Consider the following 19,837-nt stretch of genomic DNA (forward strand, 5'->3'; position numbering starts at 1 on the left):
TTGACTAAGATATACTTGGCGACAAATATATCTCTTAAACTTTCATTGAGGTGTCAAGTGCAGTTAGCCCAAGGTATGGAATACTTTTTTTCCGGCTTTTCTTTAATTACGCAAAAAGGTCTAAAGCGCTTTGTTTTTATTCCTCTACTAATTAATATTTTACTCTTTGGTAGTTCATTATTTTTCTTATACGATTGGCTCGTCGACGGATTTAATTATCTAAACACACTATTGCCAAATTGGTTAACCTGGCTAGAGTGGCTCATGTGGCCTATTGCAATATTAGTCATATTGTTCAGCTACTCCATGATATTTACTGTTATTACTAATTTTATTGCGGCCCCCTTTAACGGTTTATTGAGTGAAAAGGTTGAATTACATTTGACTGGACAGCCAGTCAATGATGACAACCTAGCGGATACATTTAAAGATGTTCCACGAATGTTCGCGCGCGAGTGGACCAAACTTTGTTACTATGTACCACGTGCCCTCGGCTTTTTTATTCTCCTGTGGATTCTGCCTATTTTTGGCCAGATTTTATGGATATTATTTACCTGTTGGATGTACAACGTACAATACAACGATTACCCTTTCGATAATCACAAAATCCATTTTAAACAAATGAAAGCTGACTTAAAAAGCAAACAGGGTCTTTCATACGGGTTTGGTTTTGCCGTTTTTATTTTAACTTCTATTCCATTTATCAACTTAATTGTCATGCCTGTCGCTGTGTGTGGGGCAACACGATTATGGGTTGATAATTATCGAGTTAATTATCGTTAACACAGCCTTAAACTGGCATCGGTATGATGTCAGTTCAATTGTCATCTATCCCTCATCAACTTGTCACTTTAAACCTATAATTTATTTGCATAAATTATCAAAGAGTGACAACAATGCCTATTAGAATGATATTCGCAGTATCTACCATCGTACTCGCGGGCTGTGCCAGTGATAACGATATTATTAGCACTGAGAAAGTGACTGTAAGTACTCCGCACATCGAAAATAATAATAAACCCACAACAATAATAAATAATGTCCAAGTTGGAGCCCGGCCACAATTTTTAGTAAACCAGCTTTCTAGCGGAGTACTAAAAAGTAAGCTTGATGCATGTAGTAATGGACCATTTTATAAAACCGATTTTTCTATCGGCCACCGTGGTGCACCTTTGCAATTTCCTGAACATACTAAAGAGTCTTACATCGCAGCAGCCAAAATGGGAGCTGGTATTTTAGAGTGTGACGTTACATTTACCAAAGATAAGGCTCTGGTGTGTCGTCACTCTCAATGTGATTTGCATACGACGACCAATATTCTTACTATCCCTGAACTTGCTGAAAAGTGCACTCAACCGTTTACACCCGCAGATCCTACCACTCAGAGTCTTGCTTCTGCAATGTGCTGTACGTCAGATATCACTCTGTCTGAGTTCAAACAACTTTCAGCTAAAATGGATAGTGCAAATAGCCAAGCAACAACGATCAATGACTACCTCAATGGCACTGCAAATTGGCGTACTGATTTATATGCAACTCAAGGGACCTTATTAACCCACAGAGAAAGTATTGAGTTATTTAAGTCTTTAAATGTGAAAATGACACCTGAACTTAAGTCAGCAAGTGTTGCAATGCCATTCAATGGCATGACCCAACAAATGTATGCCCAAAAAATGTTAGATGAGTATCATGCTGCAGATGTACCCGCCAGCCGAGTCTTTCCGCAATCATTCAATTTAGATGATGTAAAATACTGGCTAGAGCATGAACCTGAATTTGCACAGCAAGCTGTATTTTTAGATGACCGCTATAATAGCGCTGGCTTCAACCCACTTAATGCACAAACCTGGCAACCAAGCATGACTCAGCTTGTTGATGAAGGGGTAAAAATCATCGCTCCACCATTATGGGTGCTCGTAACACTGGATAATAACAACCAAATTGTTCCTTCTGATTACGCTATCGCTGCTAAGCAAGCCGGATTAAAAATAATCACATGGACATTAGAGCGTTCGGCGTCGCTTGAACATGGCGGTGGTTGGTACTATCAATCTATCAAAGATGCGATAAACAGCGATGATGATGCGCTGATACTACTTGATGTGCTCGCGCAGCAAGTGGGGGTAATTGGCGTCTTCAGTGATTGGCCAGCAACGACAACTTACTACGCAAGTTGTATGGGTATAAAACAAAGCCAGTAGACGTATATATGTCAGAACATAACAGTATCGCTGTCGCCGTTATGTTCTGAGTGAGTTCATCACCAAACTTATTTGGATAGCTTCTTTACTTGAATATGAACGGTTATTTCTTCTCGATCATGATACAAGTGCTTTGCTTGTAAACGATAATCAACGCCGTACTCAGCCAGCTCTTCATGAATAAGCGTTAAGCATTCATACACAGTGTCAAAACGCTTTTTCATGGGTAATTTAAGGTTAAATATCAACTCTTTTGCATACCCATTGACTATCCAATCTAACATCAAGTTAGCGACTTTAAGCGGTTTTTCTATCATATCGCATACTAACCAAGTCACATTTTTCTTTTCCGGCAGGTATTTGAAACCATCAACTGTGTAATGCTTAACTTGGCCAGACTCCATTAATGCATCATTCATTGGTCCATTATCAATTGCAGTAACAAACATGCCTCTACGTACTAATTGGTACGTCCACCCACCAGGGCAAGCGCCTAAATCAACCGCGCGCATTCCAGGCTCAACTCGCCCTTCGCTCTCACTTTTGCCAATAAACACATTAAATGCCTCATCTAGCTTTAATGTTGATCGGCTTGGTGCATCACTTGGCATACGCAAACGTGGTATCCCCATAAAAAATGGCGAGTTATTCGAGCTAAACGAATAACCTACATACGCAGTATCATTGCTTAAAAACAATACATGTAACACTGGCTTTGTTGGTTTGTGATCACGTGTTAGTTTATTTTGCTTTTCTAAACTCTTGGCTAATGGTGTTGAGAATTTCTTGCAGAATTTGGAAAGTTCTTTACCACTATTTGTGTCTGGAGTTTCAACTCGTAAATCACCACAAAGCGGAAAATCGCCCACAACGGCTTTAATCTCACTAACACGGTCTTCAACTGGCATATTATTCAGCAACACACCGGCAAACCATTGACGAGCAAAGACTAAACTTTTGAAGTCTACTTTTTTTACAAGTAGCTCTGCTTGTTGGGGGTCAAAACATTCAAAAATAACATAACCTGTATTCGGCTTCGCTTTTACATATCCGGCGACAGCTTGCAATGCGGCATGATGGTTAATTTCTGCAGCGGCATCACTTTCAAACCCACTGCGGCAATAAATAACGACACTTGACATTTGTGCTCTCTTTTAAAATGAATGTTTCGCGATTTTATAAATCAATACAGACCAACCAGCCAAAAAACACAACCCACCTATTGGGGTTATTGGCCCTAGCCATTTCAAGCCTGTTATCGATAGTAAGTATAAACTTCCACTGAATAATACTATACCTACTATAAAGAACCAACCTGCTGTAGACACACTCACCCCCCACCGAAGCAGCATAGCAACCGCAATCAGTGCCAAACCATGAGTCATTTGATACTCTGCCGCTGTTTTAAAAACGCCAATTGAGTATTCGCTCAAATAGTGTTTCAAGCCATGCGCTGCAAATGCACCCAATGCGACTGACAGCAGACAGAAAATACCACCAGCCAGCAAATATAATTTAATCATGGATCACTCCTTTAATAAAATCGGCAGTCTCTTTAGCCGCTTTCAATAAATGTGACTCTTCACTGAATCCACTTTTTTTACGAGGCTTTAAAGAATGATCGCCATCTGCAAACCAGCATAATTGAATAGGCTCCACAAGTCCCATCGCTTGTACTTCTTCATGCGTACCAAATGTGTCTCTCTCCCCCTGCAAAATTAGAAACGGGCATTCTATTTGCGTAAAATGCTCAGTCCTTAATTTTTCTGGCTTTCCAGGTGGGTGAAATGGGTAACCCATCGCTATTACACCTCGCACTGGTTGTGCTGTTTGTACCGCCAACATGGATGCCATACGCCCGCCCATTGACTTACCACCAAGGAACAAAGGTATACCCGGCGTTATATGCGTCAGAACCTTTTCATAGTAGGCTAGTAGCTTAGGTGCCCTGTCAGGTGGTCGACGCTTTTCCAATTGTTTTGCCAATTGCATATATTCAAAGTTAAATAGCCCAACCTGAATATGATGCGCGCACAAGTGCTTGGCCATCGTTTGCATAAACTCGGAATCGGAGCCCGCACCCGCTCCGTGTGCAAAAATAAGCTGCGCTATTGCTGGTTGCTGCGATTTAAACCACTCAATCATCGTTATATTTGTTCCTGCTCAACCATACTCAACATCCAGTCTTTAAATGATACAATTTTCCCAAGCTCCGCTTGGGATTCTCTGAGAACTAAATAGTACGCATTCTTACTTTCAAGACTATGGCTAAAAGGAATAATTAGCCGTCCAGCATCTAAATCAGGCTTAGCCAGCACACTGTTGCCCAGCGCCACACCTTGTCCATGTATGGCTGCTTGCAATACCATAGATGAATGACTAAATATCGGGCCTTGATTTACTTGAACATTACGGACACCCGCCGTTTTCGTCCACGCCTTCCAAGCTCGTCGAGTCATATCGTGTAATAACGTATGATGCTCTAAATCACTCGCTTGATCTAAAGGTTTTGGACCACTTAGCAGCAATGGACTACACAAAGGCACTAAGTATTCAGTATGTAATTTATGAGTTTGCACACCACTCCAATGACCTCGACCATAATATATTGCGACATCTACATCATCAGTTAGTGAGTTTTCATCATGATCTTGAGCCTTAATCCGTACATCTATTTCAGGGTGTAATTCATTAAACTGACTTAATCTAGGTACTAACCATTGAATAGCGAAACTTGGTGTTAAACTCACTGTAATCGAGCCTTTAGCCCCTCGCGCAAGCAGTTTTTCTGTTGAGTCTATAAGCTGAGAAAATATTTCCTTAATATCCAGAAAATAGCCTTGACCTTCTTCTGTTAATAACAAGGAGCGGTTTTTTCTTAAAAATAACTTTAAACCTAAGTGCTCTTCTAATATTTTAATTTGATGGCTTACAGCGGCCTGCGTAACAAATAACTCTTCTGCTGCTTTAGTGAAACTCAAGTGTCTTGCCGCAGCTTCAAAGGCCTTAAGAGCATTTAGTGGGGGAAGTCGTCTCGACATGAATGCGATGCCTTCGTTAAAAAGCAGCTCATAGAGCTGCCATGATTATTATTATAAATCAGCTGCGCTTGTATCTAAAGCAGGGAAGCTTTTCACCAACTCATCAACTGCTTTCATCTGCTTCAAATACCCTTCAAGTTTTGCTAATGGTAATGCACATGGTCCATCACACTTTGCCTCATTTGGGTTTGGGTGTGCTTCAATAAACAATCCAGCTAAACCCAAAGCCATGCCACTGCGAGCAAGCTCTGCGGCTTGAGTTCTGCGACCATCAGCTGAATCCTCACGCCCACCTGGGCGCTGTAATGCATGAGTTGCATCAAAAATAACAGGCGCCATATGCTTCATGTCATCCATACCTAGCATATCGACAACTAAGTTATTGTAACCAAAGCTACTGCCACGCTCACACAAAATAATTTTATCGTTGCCTGCCTCATTTAGCTTGGTAATGATATGACGCATTTCACGGGGTGCTAAGAACTGCGGCTTTTTCACATTAATAACCGCGTCAGTTTTAGCCATAGACACAACCAAATCAGTTTGACGCGCTAAAAACGCTGGTAATTGGATGATATCGACAACTTCTGCCACAGGTGCAGCCTGATGAGGTTCATGAACATCTGTGATTAGAGGTACATTGAAAGTTCGCTTAATTTCTTCAAATATTTTAAGCCCTTCGTCCATTCCAGGCCCTCGATATGAGTTAATTGAAGAACGGTTCGCTTTATCAAAAGACGCCTTAAACACATAAGGAATATTTAACTTCGTTGTCACTTCAGCATAGTGTTCTGCGATGGTCATCGCTAAGTCGCGAGACTCTAGCACATTCATACCACCAAACAATACAAACGGTTTGTCATTCGCCACTTCAACATTGGCGACCTTAATTAATTGCGTATTCATACTCTTTCCAACTTAACTGCCTATTATGCGTAATAATTGCCCGCACAACCAAGCCATATAGGTACCTAGTGCATAGCCAAGTACCGCTAATAAAACTCCAACTGGTGCCAAGGCTGGGTGAAAAGCCGACGCAACAACTGGCGCAGATGCTGCCCCACCTATATTCGCTTTACTTCCCACCGCCACATAAAAAATAGGTGCTTTAATAATCTTAGCGACAAGAAACAATAAACCGATGTGTACAGCCATCCAGATCAAACCAATCACGACATATTTTGGCGCTTCAACAATTTTAGTAATATCCATATGTAAACCGATGGTCGCAACCAAGATGTACAAAAAGCTGGAGCCAATTTTAGATGCCCCCACAGCTTCATAATTGCGTGCCTTCGTAAACGATAATGCTAAACCTATTGTGGTCACTAAAACAATAACCCAAAACAATTTACTATGTAGAGAAAACTTTTTAAGTTCTGGGTAGTGCTCCACAAAAAATGGGACCAATAAATCGGCTGCAAAATGCGCTAATCCAGTGGCACCAAACGCAAATGCAATAAGTAGCATCAAATCTTTTAATTCAGGCTTTCGTGCATGCTCTTGCTCAAACTTTTGAACTTTATCGATAAGCCTATCAATTGATGAAGTATCCGCACCTGAACGCGCATCAATTTCTTTATGTCGCCCAGCAATATAAAGTAATGCCGCCATCCACAAGTTTGCTACCACAATGTCAACCGTGACCATGATAGTAAATATCTCTCCACCAGCCCCATAAATTTCTTTCATGGCGACCATATTTGCACCACCACCGATCCAGCTCCCTGCAAGCGCTGCCATTCCTCTCCATACAGCTTCAGGACCAGCCCCTCCCAATAACTCAGGCATCGCAGCGGACGTAATTAATAGTGCAATAGGCCCACCGATTACTACGCCAACCGTGCCGGTCAAAAACATAATAACGGCTTTTTTTCCAAGTTCGGATACCGCTTTAAGATCGATACTGAGAGTGAGTAAAACAAGACAGGCGGGTAATAGAAAGTACTTAGCAACACTATAAACATCATTATTGTTGCCATCAACGATACCAAACGTATTTAGTAATGAGGGTAAAAAATAGCACATTAATAAAGCGGGAACATACTTATAAAATTTGGCCCACATACCCTCTTTTAGGTTTGATGTGTAGAAAACGAATCCTAATATTATTGAGATCAAACCCAAAATAACGGCATTATTTGTGACTAAAGCGCTGCTTTCCTGCATTGTACCCTCTCACGTTTTTATTTTTATTTTTATTTTTATTTAATGCAATACATGATTATGATCTGCGAGTTCAGATATTTGATGCTCAATAATATCAATTGTTGGATCATCTGGACATTCATCAACAAAATACTGTAAGTCTTCTTTGGCCATCTTAGGGCAGTTAATCTGGTTCAGTAAGTATCCTCGATCTCTTCGTTCGTAAGGATCATCCCCTAGCATGCCCATGAGTAGCTCTACACAACTTAATGCGTGACCAAACTTATCCGCAGCAATAAACGCCCATTTTTGCTGCGCTAAATACAGTTTAAAAGCTTCATCACCTGTGACTATTTCCAGTGGTTCGTCCTGCTTTTCCTTCTCATTTTCAGGTACTATATACCAAGTTTGTTGACCACTACAGGGTTCAACAATATATCCTTCATCATAGCTAAAGCCGACGTGGACCATTACCTCACCTTGCTCCATCGCTAAATTTGCAGCTAATCCAGCGCGCTCTAAAAGGTGGCAAAGCACAATAGACAAAGCTGTTGGTGAACCACTGCGCATTTTTAATACATAACACACACTATTCAGCTGATGCTCTGGTGCATTTTGTTCACTACCACAAAAAAGCCACTGTGTATAAAAAGCATCAAGTATCGCACTCAAGCGTTGATGTAAATCAGGCACTTTATGACTGATTTGATCAACCTGCAACTCTAATTCGGCTAATTGGCAATAGCTATGTTCCAGTACAGCTTGCGCATCCCAATGCGATTCAGCACCAATACAGCGTAATAGTGTTTGTTGCGATATATAATCTTGTGCTCTTTCGCGCTCTTCAAACCAAGTATCAGTCATAACTACCGAGTGTTCTCATTATTTTTTTTAATCGAACGGCTAGTTTACCACTTTTTAGAAAAGACCCAAGCATGGAAATTACCGCCAGTACAGTACACATCATAGTAAGGGGTTGATTGTTGTTATTTGTTGAAATATAAGAGTATGCATAAACAATATACGATCATTTATGCATCAAAGGGTTACAATATAAAGCTTGATTTTGAACCGGCTAAATAGCCAACAGCAAGTAATGCACAAACTGCGATTAATAAAGTACTCACTTGAACTCGTTTAGTTTTAGCCTTTGCACTTACAATACCCGCAGCTATATATACCACAACTAAAATAATTTTTTCCATTAACCAAGGCTGGTTGACCGGATTTAAACTAGCAAATACAGCTAATACAACCGCGGATACGAGCAATAGTGTATCTATACTATGGCTCGCAATAAAAACGCCTTTATGTGCGGCGAGTTTACCGGTTCTCAATCGTGAAAACGCACGCGTAAAAAACAATAAGATACTTAAAACAGCAAACATGACATGTGTATGCTTTAGGGCAATATATTCCATAATTTCTCGTTGTTATATGTGTTTAATCAGGGAAGCGTACTAAAATCGCTTCTAGATCTCCGATGATTTCATTAAATGCATCAACCAATTTCGGGTCAAAATGTAGCCCTTTTTGTTTATTTATTTCTTCAACAACCTGCTCTGCCTCCCAGGGCGCTTTATAACAACGCTTATGTCGTAATGCATCATAAACGTCTGCCAGTGCAACAATACGACCAAATACGTGTATGTCTTCCCCTTTCTTTCCTAAAGGATATCCAGTGCCATCCCATTTTTCGTGATGATCTCTGGCAATAATTGCGCCTGTATTTACAATCTCACGACGAGAGTCTTTTAAGATCTGAAAACCTTTATCCGTATGGGTTTGCATAACCTTCCATTCATCATCACCCAGTTTGGCTGGTTTATTTAAGATTGCATCCGGTATACCCACTTTACCAACGTCATGTAAAGGAGAGGCCATTCTCACCAACTCCGCTTCTCGGCTACTTAATCCATACGCTTGTGCTAACGCATAACAAATATATGCCACGCGCTTGACATGATTACCCGTTTCTGTAGAGCGCAACTCTAGAGCTTCACTGAGTCGATAAACCAGCTCCTGTTGTGTATCTTCTATTTCAGCCTGCAACTGCACATTCTCATAAGCCAACTGTACATTTTGCGTAAAGATTTTGATTAAGTGTTTTTGTGTACCTGTTAAAAACTCAGGGATCCCTGAGATAAATAACATAGAGCTATGGTTATACTCACTTGAGCAATAAGCAAAGAGATAATTATCTTTATAAATAATACCTTTTTGCTGCAATGCCTCATTACACGCCGCTAACTGCTCTGGTTTAAGTACTTCAGAAATTGGCTTACCTTCAGACTCTTCAAATTCCCCACGACCGGTAAAAACAATCAGTTGATCATTCTTTTGATAAGGTTCGTTACTTGCAACCAATGATGTGGCATAAATAGCCTCGTCAACGGTTCCCAACAAAGATGTAAGCTGTTGCATTACCCCTTTGATGAAATGCTCTATTGAATGTGTTGCAAAAATATCCCTCGACGCACAAATAATTTTTTCTAACCCTTGCCGAGATTGATCTATTGCTAAAATATCGCGGTATGAACGTAAGCTCGACATCACCACTGTAAATAGTTTTTGCGCGGTTAATTCAGTTTTTGATTTATAATCATTGATATCATAATTTACAATAACTTGCCGTTCAGGTGCCTGCCCTGGTTGGCCTGTTCTTAATATAATTCGAATGTGATTATTTTTTGCTGTTTCGCGAATATACTTCGCCACCTGCAACCCTGCATCATCAGTTTCCATGACAACGTCGAGTAAAACAATGGCTGCATCTGGATGATCAATTATCACTTTGCGCGCTTCTTCACCAGAATACGCGCTGAGAAATTCTAACCGCTTTTTCTGAAATTCAAAGTCACTCAATGCCAATTTAGTAACTGCATGTACTTCAGGTTCATCATCAACAATTATGACTTTCCAAGTGCCACTGGCTTCTTGTTCAACCACTTCATTTGGCTCATCTGAAAACAAAAAATCATCCATTGCTTGCATCCTTTAAACGCACTGCTGTTATAGGGGTAAATTCTTACTTAGGCCAAGTCGCTAAAGTAACACGATCACAGCCTGACATATCTTTTATAGTAAGTATATTGGTATACGCCATTTGTGCAAAATACTGCTGCAATTTAATAGCTTGCTGGTAACCATGTTCAATTAATAAAACGCCACCTGGTTTTAAGTGATCGCGGCCTTTATCAATGATATTTTTTATGTCAGACATTCCTTCATCTAACGCAACCAGTGCGGATAAAGGCTCAAAACGTACATCACCTTGCGTCAGGTGTATATCGTCTGCTTCTATGTAGGGTGGGTTACTAACAATTAAATCGAAGTGCTGTCCAGCGACAGACTGATACCAATCGCTTTGCATAATAGTAACATTTTTAATTGCTAATTTACGTTTATTGCTTTGCGCTAATGCAACAGCATCATTAGAAAAATCAACCGCGGTGATCTGCCAAGCTGGCATCTCCGAAGCCAACGCTAGCGCTATTGCCCCCGTACCAGTGCCTAAATCAAGTACTTGTGCATCTTCAGCGAATGTGAGGCTTAATACATACTCCACTAAAGTTTCGGTATCTGGTCGAGGGATCAAAGTACTGCTGTTCACGTTTAATGGTAAGCTCCAAAACTCCCTCTCACCAATAATATGTGCAACTGGTTCCCCTTTTACTCGTCGCGCCACAGATTTTTTAAACTCATTGTATTGCACACCTACCAATTGTGCGTCAGGCCATGCAAATAAATAACTTCGTGGTTTTGCAAGTATATGGAGTAGCAATACTTCGGCATCGAGCTTAGCGGTATCTGATAAATCAGCAAATTCCGAGGTGGCCCAAGCTATCGCTTGGGCTACGGTATAGCAACTCACAGTTATTCATCACCCATTGCTGCAAGCAAATCAGCTTGATGTTCTAGCAATAGAGGATCAACGATGGCACCTAATTCTCCGGCTATTATTTCATTCAAACGATACAGTGTCAGGTTAATTCGATGATCGGTAATACGGCCCTGAGGATAATTATACGTTCTTATTCGCTCAGAACGGTCTCCGCTTCCAACTAAATTACGGCGCTCTGATGCTTCAGCTGCTTGACGTTTTTCATCTTCAGCTTGTTGTAAACGCGCTCCTAAGACTGACATAGCTTTAGCACGGTTTTTATGCTGAGAACGCTCATCTTGACATTCAACAACAACACCGGTTGGAAGGTGGGTGATCCGTATTGCAGAGTCAGTTTTATTGACATGCTGACCACCAGCACCAGAGGCACGGAATGTGTCCACTTTTAGGTCTGCACTATTTATTTGAATCGCTTCCGCTTCTGGCACCTCGGCCATAACTGCAACAGTACATGCAGATGTATGAACTCGACCTTGAGATTCAGTTTCTGGAACGCGCTGTACACGATGCGCCCCTGATTCAAACTTTAATTTACCATAAACGCCATCGCCACTAATATTGGCAATCACCTCACGGTACCCGCCGTGCTCACCTTCATTAACGCTGATTATTTCTATTTTCCACTTTTGCGTTTCAGCATAACGACTGTACATACGGAATAGATCTCCCGCAAAAATAGCCGCTTCATCGCCCCCTGTACCAGCACGCACTTCCAAAAACACGTTGTTATTATCTTTAGGATCTTTTGGCAACATTAACACTTGTAGATCATCTTCAAGCTGAATAATAGATGCTTTCGCCTCTTTATATTCTTCTTGCGCCATTTCTCGCATATCTGGATCCGAATCTTTTAACATCTCTTCAGCTGTTGACACATCTTCTTGTGCTTGCTGATACGAACCAAATGTTTTAACAACACCTTCTAACTCAGAATATTCTTTTGACAATGCTCGAAAACGATTTTGATCACTAATAATACTGGGATCACTCAACATCGCTTGTACTTCTTCATAGCGCTCAGTTAAGGTCTCTAGCTTACGATATACAGACTCTTTCATTAACTTATTATTCCTGCTCAATTCCTAATGTTTGTTTCAGTTGTGCCAACTGCTCTATATCACCCAGCTTAGCCGCCTCTTGAATTGCGCGTGTTGGCGCATGCGTTAAGCGATTGGTAAGCTTATTGGCCAATTCCAGCAAGACTTTTTCTGATGACTTACCTGATTGTAACTGATTGAGTGCTTTATCAACCAGTTCATTTTTTACCTCTTGCGCATTTTTGCGATATTCACGAATTACATCAACTGACTGCAAAGAACGCTGCCATTGAATAAATTCCCGCGTTTTATCTTCTATTATTTTTTGTGCTTGACGTGCAGCTTGCTCTCTACTTGCCATGTTTTCACTGACAATGGTTTGCAAGTCATCCACTGAATACAAATATGCGGCATCCAATTCCCCAACCTGACTCTCAATATCTCTTGGCACAGCAATATCAATGAGTAGCATGGGTTTGTGACGTCGTTGCTTTAAAGCTTGCTCTACAACCCCTTTGCCTATAATGGGTAAAGTACTCGCTGTTGAGCTAATAACGATATCTGACTTATGCAGCTCTTCTGGCAACTGGGCCAAAGAAATCACATTTCCTTCAATGTCTTCAGCCAACCCCTGCGCGCGTTCAATGGTTCTATTTGCCACCGTTATTGACTTGGGATGATGTTGGTACAAATGTTTTGCAACCAATTCAATGGTTTCACCCGCGCCAATCAAAAGCACTCGCGTTTTATCTAGTTTGCCGTATATATGTTTCGCCAAATTCACCGCGGCATAAGCAACGGATACTGCACTGGCCCCTATTTCAGTCTCTGTTCTTACTTGTTTAGCGACTGAAAAGGTTTTTTGAAAAAGCCGTTCGAAAGTTGGGCGAATGCCATTATGATGCTTAGCAGTATTATAAGCTTGTTTAATTTGCCCCAAGATCTGTGGTTCACCTAACACCAAAGAATCCAGTCCACAAGCAACTCGCATTAAATGATTAATGGCATCATTATTATGGTGAATATAAATATTATCACTCAGTTGAGCTTCATTGATATTATGAAAGGATGCCAACCAGCTGAGAAGCGCTTGGGAATTTTCACTCTCAAGGCTACAATAGAGCTCGGTGCGATTACAGGTCGAGACAATGACAGACTCTTTAAATTGCGCACTTTGCGCAAGTTGCGTTAGTGCATCTGATAGTTGCTCAGGCGAAAACGCGACTTTTTCGCGTAATTCAACCGATGCGGTTTTGTGATTTATACCAAGTGCGATGATGGTCATAGATGCCAGTATTGCCCGAGCCCTGCTTCAAAGCGGGCAATTTTACCAAAATTCAATCGAATATGGAAAGTAAGGAACTTCATTTGACACAATTTCATTTGATTTTGCTCATGTTTTTTTTATTTATCAGCGGATGTGCGCAAAAAATATCACCAATTAACACAGAAAATACCCTGCATTCAAACCTATTTGAGGAACATTCAGTATGGCAAGTTCAAGGAAAGCTGGCTTTTATTAGCCCAAAAGAACGCCAATCCGCCAATTTTAACTGGCAATTCGACAACGCTAAACAACATCTCATTCTCACCAGCTTTATTGGTACTCGCTTGCTTGAACTCATAGAGCATCAAAACCATAGTGAACTCATTTATGATGGAAAAACATACCTAGACGACAATAGCAGCGCTTTAATAAAACGCCTAAGCGGTTTTACATTACCAATGAGCCAAGCCCCTCTTTGGCTCTCTGCCACCGTTGAGAGTGATGCAAATGAATACGATACTCAACAACGACTAGTATCGACCACTTGGGTCGATCCACAAGGCCAAGTGTGGCACGCAAAATATCAAAAATATAGTTTACATCGTCAAATGTGGCTGCCTTCTCGGATGATATTGACACATAAAAATCTCAGTATAAAAATTCAGTTAAACAAATGGCAATTTTAATATGACACCCGTTTCAATTATCGCTCCAGCAAAACTTAATCTCTTTTTACACATCAACCATCAGCGTGCTGATGGTTATCACGAGCTGGAAACCTTATTTACATTTTTAGACTTTGGTGATGAATTAACTTTCACATTAATAAATGAAAAAGAGATCATACTTTGTGGTGATATAAGCGACATTCCACAACAGGATAATTTAATCTATAAAGCGGCTTTAGCGTTACAACCTTACAAAAACACCCCTTTAGGAATTAATATTAAATTAATTAAAAAATTACCTATGGGTGGTGGTGTAGGTGGTGGCTCTTCCGATGCAGCAACCACTTTATTAACTTTAAACTACCTCTGGCAATGTGACTTAAGCATTGCGGAATTGGCAAAAATAGGACTCAATTTAGGCGCGGATGTGCCGGTATTCATTCATGGTAAAACCGCGATAGCACAAGGGGTTGGTGAAGAATTAACAAGCATAAACTTACCAAAAAAATGGTATTGTGTCGTTTTCCCAAATGTACATATTAGTACCGCTGAAATATTTACTCATCCTGAATTACCGCGCAATACTCCTAAGCTATCTGAGGATTGGAAACTGGCCGATACAAGCAACGATTGTGAAGCTTTAGTCAAAAAGCTCAATTGTGAGGTTGAAAAGACCCTGCTCTGGTTGCTAAAATACGGCCCGTCCAGAATGACGGGAACAGGGGCGTGCTGCTTTGTTGAACTTGATTCACAAATAGCCGCACAGCGTGTGCTCAATTCATTACCGTCATGCTGGCATGGGTTTGTAGCCCCGAACACCACGATTTCTCCTGCTCATACGCAGTTAGAAAACTGGTTAAAATAGTAGAAGTATATTGTTTAAGTTAACCTGTTTTGACTCTGTCATTGCATGTTAGTCCAAAAATTCAGTGCCTGAGGAACCCTACCGTGCCTGACATGAAGCTCTTCGCTGGTAACGCAACACCTGAGTTAGCTCAAAAAGTTGCAAAACGTTTATTCATTGAATTAGGTGATGCTGTAGTTGGTCGTTTTAGCGACGGCGAAATCAGTGTTCAAATCAATGAAAACGTACGCGGATCGGATGTTTTCATTATCCAGTCAACTTGTGCCCCTACTAACGATAACCTTATGGAACTTATCGTTATGGTCGATGCTTTGCGTCGTGCCTCTGCAGGTCGTATTACAGCTGTAATCCCTTACTTTGGGTATGCCCGTCAAGACCGTCGTGTACGTTCAGCCCGTGTACCAATTACTGCTAAGGTCGTTGCAGATTTCCTATCAAGTGTTGGTGTAGACCGTGTATTAACGGCTGATCTTCACGCAGAACAAATCCAAGGATTCTTTGACGTACCTGTCGATAACGTTTTCGGTAGCCCTGTTTTACTCGATGACATGAAAGAACGTGAGTTCGATGATGTTGTAGTTGTATCACCTGATATCGGTGGTGTTGTTCGTGCTCGAGCAATCGCCAAGTTATTAAACGACACTGACCTTGCAATTATTGATAAACGTCGTCCACAAGCGAACGTATCACAAGTTATGCACATTATTGGTGACGTTGCTGGCCGTGATTGTATTATCGTCGACGACATGATTGATACCGGCGGTACTTTATGTAAAGCCGCAGAAGCATTAAAAGAGCACGGCGCCAAGCGTGTATTTGCTTATGCGACACACCCGGTATTATCTGGTGCAGCAGCTGAAAATTTACGTAACTCAGTCATCGATGAAGTTATCGTGACAGATTCAATTCCTCTGTCTGAAGAATTACGTAGTCTAGATAACATTAAAGTACTTACTCTTGCAGATATGCTGGCCGAAACAATTCGCCGTATCAGCAATGAAGAGTCTATCTCTGCCATGTTCCAGCATTAATAAATAATGTGACATCGTCTATTAGAGAACAAAAAGCACCTTAAGGGTGCTTTTTTTGTATCTATAGTTTTAATTACGTTATGCCAATGGTATAGTAGCGCGCCTTTTTTAGGTAGTTGAGGTACTTGGTCGCGAGTACCTTAAAACATTAATCAAATTATTTTTGGAGACATCATGTCTAACGAATTATACACATTGAATGCCGAAGTACGTGCTGACCTAGGTACGGGTGCGAGCCGCCGTCTACGTCATGCAGACAAAGTTCCAGCGATCCTTTACGGTGCAGATAAAGAAGCGCTAGCGCTTACTCTTGAGCACAACAAAGTGATCAAAGCACAAGAAGATGAAGGTTTCTACAGCCACATCCTTACGCTAAACATCGCTGGTGAGTCTGTTGAAGCAATTCTTAAAGACATTCAACGTCACCCATTTAAGCCTAAAGTAATGCACATGGATTTCCAACGTGTTGATGCTTCTCACAAAATCCACACTAAAGTACCTGTACACTTCCTAAACGAAGATGTAGCAACTAAAGGTGGAAACACAGTAGCACACCAAGTAACCGAAATTGAAATCACATGTCTTCCAGCTGCACTACCTGAGTTCATCGAAATCGATGTAGCTGCACTAGAAGTAGGTGTTACTCTTCACCTTTCAGACGTAACTCTTCCAGCTGGTGTTACTTCAGTTGAGCTTGCTAAGGGCGAAGGTCACGACCAAGCGGTTGTAACTCTAAACGCTCCTAAAGGCGCTGCTTCTGAAGAAGCTGAAGAAGCTGCTGAATAATTCAAAGGTGTCAGCACCTTGAATAATATTCAAATGCTAGTGGGCCTGGCTAATCCAGGCCCCGAATATCAAAACACACGTCACAATGCTGGCGCATGGTTCATCGAAGAACTTGCCAGACGCTATAATTGCCAACTAAAACCTGATGCCAAACACCACGGCTTAACAGGTAAAGTACTCATCAATAATCAAGAATTTAAGCTTTTAATCCCCACTACTTTTATGAACTTAAGTGGCAAATCAGTCAGTAGCTTAGCGAATTTTTATAAAATTCCTGTCGAGAATATTCTCGTCGCACATGATGAGATGGATTTAGAGCCTGGCGTTGCTAAATTAAAAAAAGGCGGCGGACATGGTGGGCACAATGGATTAAAAGACATTATTGCTAAAATGGCGAATAATAAAGACTTTATGCGACTTCGTGTTGGTATTGGTCACCCAGGTCACAGAGATAAAGTGACTGGCTGGGTGCTAGGAAAAGCACCTCAAGCAGACCAAGAAGTCATTGATGCAGCCGTTGATGAAGCAGTACGTTGTATGGAAATATTAGCGAAAGATGGTGTGCTAAAAGCACAAAACAGACTACATTCATTTAAGCCGTAAATAACGATGCGTTATTACGGTTTTTTGAGTAACATAAAGGTTCAAAACTATGGGTTTTAAATGTGGCATTGTCGGTTTACCTAATGTAGGTAAATCAACCTTATTTAATGCATTAACCAAAGCCGGCATTGAAGCCGCTAACTTTCCATTTTGTACAATCGAGCCAAACACTGGTGTAGTACCAGTGCCTGACGCTCGTTTAGACCAACTTGCTGAAATTGTTAATCCACAGCGTATTATCCCAACTTCAATGGAGTTTGTAGATATTGCAGGACTGGTTAAAGGCGCATCAAAAGGTGAAGGCTTAGGTAACCAATTCTTAGCTAATATTCGTGAAACAGATGCAATAGGCCATGTTGTCCGTTGTTTTGAAGATGAAAATATCGTTCACGTATCAGGTACCATTGACCCAGCTGACGATATTGACGTGATCAATACCGAGCTAGTACTTGCTGATATGGATGCGGCTGATCGCGCAGCCCAGCGTAATGCAAAAAAAGCCAAAGGTGGCGATAAAGACGCAAAATATCAAAATGATGTTTTAGTCAAAGTAAAAGCACATCTTGATGAAGGTTTAACGTTACGCTCATTAGAGCTAACCAAAGAAGAAAAAGATGCAATAAAAAGCATTAACTTCCTAACAATTAAACCAACCATGTATATTGCCAATGTGACTGAAGATGGTTTTGAAAATAACCCATTCTTAGATAAAGTTCGTGAAATAGCAGCAGCAGAAGACGCAGTCGTTATTCCGGTATGTGCGGCAATTGAGTCTGAGCTTTCTGAACTAGAAGAAGATGACAAACGCGAATTTATGGAAGATCTTGGTCTAGAAGAACCTGGGCTTAACCTTGTGATCCGTGGTGGCTATGAACTTCTTAAGTTGCAAACTTACTTTACTGCAGGTGTAAAAGAAGTCCGTGCTTGGACCATTCCTGTTGGGGCAACAGCACCACAAGCCGCTGGTAAAATTCACACTGACTTTGAGCGAGGCTTTATCCGTGCTCAAACCATCGCATTTGATGACTACATTGAGTTTCGCGGTGAAAGTGGCTCTAAAGATGCAGGTAAAATGCGTCAAGAAGGTAAAGATTACATCGTTAAAGATGGCGATGTCTTAAACTTCTTATTCAATGTTTAATTAAGCATTGAATATTACTATAAAGGGCCAACTATGGCCCTTTTTGCTTTTTAATCGCAATACAGCAACACTATACTTATACTGCCCCCCCAGTTCGATAGCACACCTAACCATCTCAGTTACATGAATCATCAGATAGCACTATCAACCAACACCTCAGTAGCTCTGCAAAACTTCTTCATGGCGTTACTTTTTCAATAAGCATTATTTTTTCACGTGAATAACACCTAATTTAGACCGCTCGGGTGACCAATAACACAATACAACTGCAACGCGCATTAAGAAATTCGATAGAAAGGCGCGTAAAAACAAGCAACGCTTATAACAGTCTAACCAGCAACGTTAAGCAGCTTGATTACTTTGTGCACACTATTTTACCAATACACCAATATTGATGACTTTCCTTGTAAACAGCCACCACAGAATTTTTCTGCCAAATATAGATATACACACACTTTTTGTATAAAATCTCTTCTGTCACTTGTGTTTATTGGGCTAATTCGTTTATTTAATCTGCAAACAAACCTCTGGTAGCGATTTTTTGCAAAAAAGGTGTTGACGACTTTAGACCATATCAGCATAATACGCCCCGCACCAGCAACGGTGAGATATAAAAAGACATGGCTATGTAGCTCAGCTGGTTAGAGCACATCACTCATAATGATGGGGTCCCCTGTTCAAATCAGGGCATAGCCACCAATCTTTTTACTACCAAAATCTCATTATAAATTGCTGACGCTTTATGCGGGGGTGGCGGAATTGGTAGACGCGCTGGATTTAGGTTCCAGTATCTTAGGGTGTGAGAGTTCAAGTCTCTCCCTCCGCACCAACTTCTCGATAAGAAGTAAACTTATCAGATAAGTAATTGTTGGAATATCGCCAAGCGGTAAGGAAAGAAACAGAGGTTTTGATACTCTCTATTCTTCCCCAGATTAAATTCACTGGTTCGACGTTTGAATTGAAAGTAATGATTGTTGGAATATCGCCAAGCGGTAAGGCAGCAGGTTTTGATCCTGCCATTCCCAGGTTCAAATCCTGGTATTCCAGCCAATGGCTATGTAGCTCAGCTGGTTAGAGCACATCACTCATAATGATGGGGTCCCCTGTTCAAATCAGGGCATAGCCACCATTTACTTACCCTCTGT

20 protein-coding genes and 4 tRNA genes are annotated in these 19,837 nt (G+C 41.0%); 12 read left to right on the top strand and 12 right to left on the bottom strand.

What is annotated here, in order from left to right; genetic code table 11:
• Positions 1 to 57: 57 nt before the first annotated feature.
• Together cysZ and PAUR_RS13375 are read left to right on the top strand one after the other, a co-directional pair.
• Complete coding sequence (gene cysZ / locus PAUR_RS13370) at positions 58 to 783, top strand: sulfate transporter CysZ (protein ID WP_192508193.1); 726 nt, start codon at positions 58 to 60, stop codon at positions 781 to 783.
• 113 nt (positions 784 to 896) lie between these two features.
• Positions 897 to 2,201 (top strand): glycerophosphodiester phosphodiesterase family protein, encoded by a 1,305-nt coding sequence (locus tag PAUR_RS13375; RefSeq protein WP_192508194.1) that lies wholly within the window; start codon positions 897 to 899, stop codon positions 2,199 to 2,201.
• Positions 2,202 to 2,269: 68 nt separating this feature from the next.
• Here the strand turns inward: PAUR_RS13375 and rlmM are convergent, their stop codons facing one another.
• The 12 genes from rlmM to hemA all read right to left on the bottom strand — a co-directional run bounded on the left by rlmM (position 2,270) and on the right by hemA (position 13,616).
• Positions 2,270 to 3,343, bottom strand: coding sequence for a 23S rRNA (cytidine(2498)-2'-O)-methyltransferase RlmM (rlmM, locus tag PAUR_RS13380; RefSeq protein WP_192508195.1), 1,074 nt, complete (start codon positions 3,341 to 3,343; stop codon positions 2,270 to 2,272).
• A gap of 12 nt (positions 3,344 to 3,355) precedes the next feature.
• On the bottom strand, positions 3,356 to 3,724 hold the full coding sequence (locus PAUR_RS13385; protein ID WP_192508196.1) for a DUF423 domain-containing protein: 369 nt from the start codon (positions 3,722 to 3,724) through the stop codon (positions 3,356 to 3,358).
• On the bottom strand, positions 3,717 to 4,346 hold the full coding sequence (locus tag PAUR_RS13390; protein WP_192508197.1) for an alpha/beta family hydrolase: 630 nt from the start codon (positions 4,344 to 4,346) through the stop codon (positions 3,717 to 3,719). The genes PAUR_RS13385 and PAUR_RS13390 overlap by 8 nt, the downstream gene beginning before the upstream one ends.
• A 2-nt stretch (positions 4,347 to 4,348) precedes the next feature.
• A complete protein-coding gene (locus PAUR_RS13395) occupies positions 4,349 to 5,242 on the bottom strand; it encodes a transcriptional regulator GcvA (RefSeq protein WP_192508198.1) in 894 nt (297 codons plus the stop codon).
• Positions 5,243 to 5,293: 51 nt separating this feature from the next.
• Positions 5,294 to 6,148 carry a 3-deoxy-8-phosphooctulonate synthase gene (gene kdsA, locus PAUR_RS13400; RefSeq protein ID WP_192508199.1) on the bottom strand — a complete coding sequence of 285 codons (855 nt, stop codon included), beginning with the start codon at positions 6,146 to 6,148 and terminating at the stop codon, positions 5,294 to 5,296.
• A gap of 12 nt (positions 6,149 to 6,160) precedes the next feature.
• Positions 6,161 to 7,411 carry a DUF819 family protein gene (locus PAUR_RS13405; protein ID WP_192508200.1) on the bottom strand — a complete coding sequence of 417 codons (1,251 nt, stop codon included), beginning with the start codon at positions 7,409 to 7,411 and terminating at the stop codon, positions 6,161 to 6,163.
• A 39-nt stretch (positions 7,412 to 7,450) separates the two neighbouring features.
• Positions 7,451 to 8,254 carry a tetratricopeptide repeat protein gene (locus tag PAUR_RS13410; protein ID WP_192508201.1) on the bottom strand — a complete coding sequence of 268 codons (804 nt, stop codon included), beginning with the start codon at positions 8,252 to 8,254 and terminating at the stop codon, positions 7,451 to 7,453.
• A gap of 182 nt (positions 8,255 to 8,436) precedes the next feature.
• Entirely contained in the window at positions 8,437 to 8,811 is a 375-nt protein-coding gene (locus PAUR_RS13415; RefSeq protein WP_192508202.1) for a SirB2 family protein, read from the bottom strand.
• Between the two features lie 22 nt (positions 8,812 to 8,833).
• Entirely contained in the window at positions 8,834 to 10,375 is a 1,542-nt protein-coding gene (locus PAUR_RS13420; RefSeq protein ID WP_192508203.1) for a DUF3369 domain-containing protein, read from the bottom strand.
• Between the two features lie 43 nt (positions 10,376 to 10,418).
• Positions 10,419 to 11,264 carry a peptide chain release factor N(5)-glutamine methyltransferase gene (gene prmC / locus PAUR_RS13425; RefSeq protein ID WP_192508204.1) on the bottom strand — a complete coding sequence of 282 codons (846 nt, stop codon included), beginning with the start codon at positions 11,262 to 11,264 and terminating at the stop codon, positions 10,419 to 10,421.
• A 2-nt stretch (positions 11,265 to 11,266) separates the two neighbouring features.
• Entirely contained in the window at positions 11,267 to 12,352 is a 1,086-nt protein-coding gene (gene prfA, locus PAUR_RS13430; RefSeq protein ID WP_192508205.1) for a peptide chain release factor 1, read from the bottom strand.
• 7 nt (positions 12,353 to 12,359) lie between these two features.
• A complete protein-coding gene (gene hemA, locus PAUR_RS13435) occupies positions 12,360 to 13,616 on the bottom strand; it encodes a glutamyl-tRNA reductase (RefSeq protein ID WP_192508206.1) in 1,257 nt (418 codons plus the stop codon).
• A gap of 83 nt (positions 13,617 to 13,699) precedes the next feature.
• On the opposite strand from hemA, the gene lolB reads away from it, so the two are divergent.
• From lolB to PAUR_RS13485, 10 genes are all read left to right on the top strand, one after another.
• Positions 13,700 to 14,284, top strand: a complete 585-nt coding sequence (gene lolB / locus PAUR_RS13440; RefSeq protein ID WP_225738351.1) for a lipoprotein insertase outer membrane protein LolB — start codon at positions 13,700 to 13,702, stop codon at positions 14,282 to 14,284.
• 1 nt (position 14,285) lies between these two features.
• Complete coding sequence (ispE, locus tag PAUR_RS13445) at positions 14,286 to 15,131, top strand: 4-(cytidine 5'-diphospho)-2-C-methyl-D-erythritol kinase (protein WP_192508207.1); 846 nt, start codon at positions 14,286 to 14,288, stop codon at positions 15,129 to 15,131.
• An 83-nt stretch (positions 15,132 to 15,214) separates the two neighbouring features.
• On the top strand, positions 15,215 to 16,162 hold the full coding sequence (locus tag PAUR_RS13450; RefSeq protein ID WP_192508208.1) for a ribose-phosphate pyrophosphokinase: 948 nt from the start codon (positions 15,215 to 15,217) through the stop codon (positions 16,160 to 16,162).
• A gap of 174 nt (positions 16,163 to 16,336) precedes the next feature.
• Positions 16,337 to 16,948 carry a 50S ribosomal protein L25/general stress protein Ctc gene (locus PAUR_RS13455; protein WP_192508209.1) on the top strand — a complete coding sequence of 204 codons (612 nt, stop codon included), beginning with the start codon at positions 16,337 to 16,339 and terminating at the stop codon, positions 16,946 to 16,948.
• Between the two features lie 18 nt (positions 16,949 to 16,966).
• Complete coding sequence (gene pth, locus PAUR_RS13460; RefSeq protein WP_010361698.1) at positions 16,967 to 17,551, top strand: aminoacyl-tRNA hydrolase; 585 nt, start codon at positions 16,967 to 16,969, stop codon at positions 17,549 to 17,551.
• A gap of 49 nt (positions 17,552 to 17,600) precedes the next feature.
• Complete coding sequence (gene ychF / locus PAUR_RS13465) at positions 17,601 to 18,692, top strand: redox-regulated ATPase YchF (RefSeq protein ID WP_192508210.1); 1,092 nt, start codon at positions 17,601 to 17,603, stop codon at positions 18,690 to 18,692.
• Positions 18,693 to 19,314: 622 nt separating this feature from the next.
• Positions 19,315 to 19,391, top strand: a tRNA-Met gene (locus PAUR_RS13470).
• 45 nt (positions 19,392 to 19,436) lie between these two features.
• Positions 19,437 to 19,521 (top strand) — tRNA-Leu (locus PAUR_RS13475).
• A gap of 146 nt (positions 19,522 to 19,667) precedes the next feature.
• Positions 19,668 to 19,742, top strand: a tRNA-Gln gene (locus tag PAUR_RS13480).
• A 2-nt stretch (positions 19,743 to 19,744) separates the two neighbouring features.
• A tRNA-Met gene (locus PAUR_RS13485) sits at positions 19,745 to 19,821 on the top strand.
• Positions 19,822 to 19,837: the final 16 nt, after the last annotated feature.

It is taken from the genome of Pseudoalteromonas aurantia 208 (assembly GCF_014858725.1).
In the GTDB taxonomy this organism is placed as follows: Bacteria; Pseudomonadota; Gammaproteobacteria; order Enterobacterales; family Alteromonadaceae; genus Pseudoalteromonas; species Pseudoalteromonas aurantia.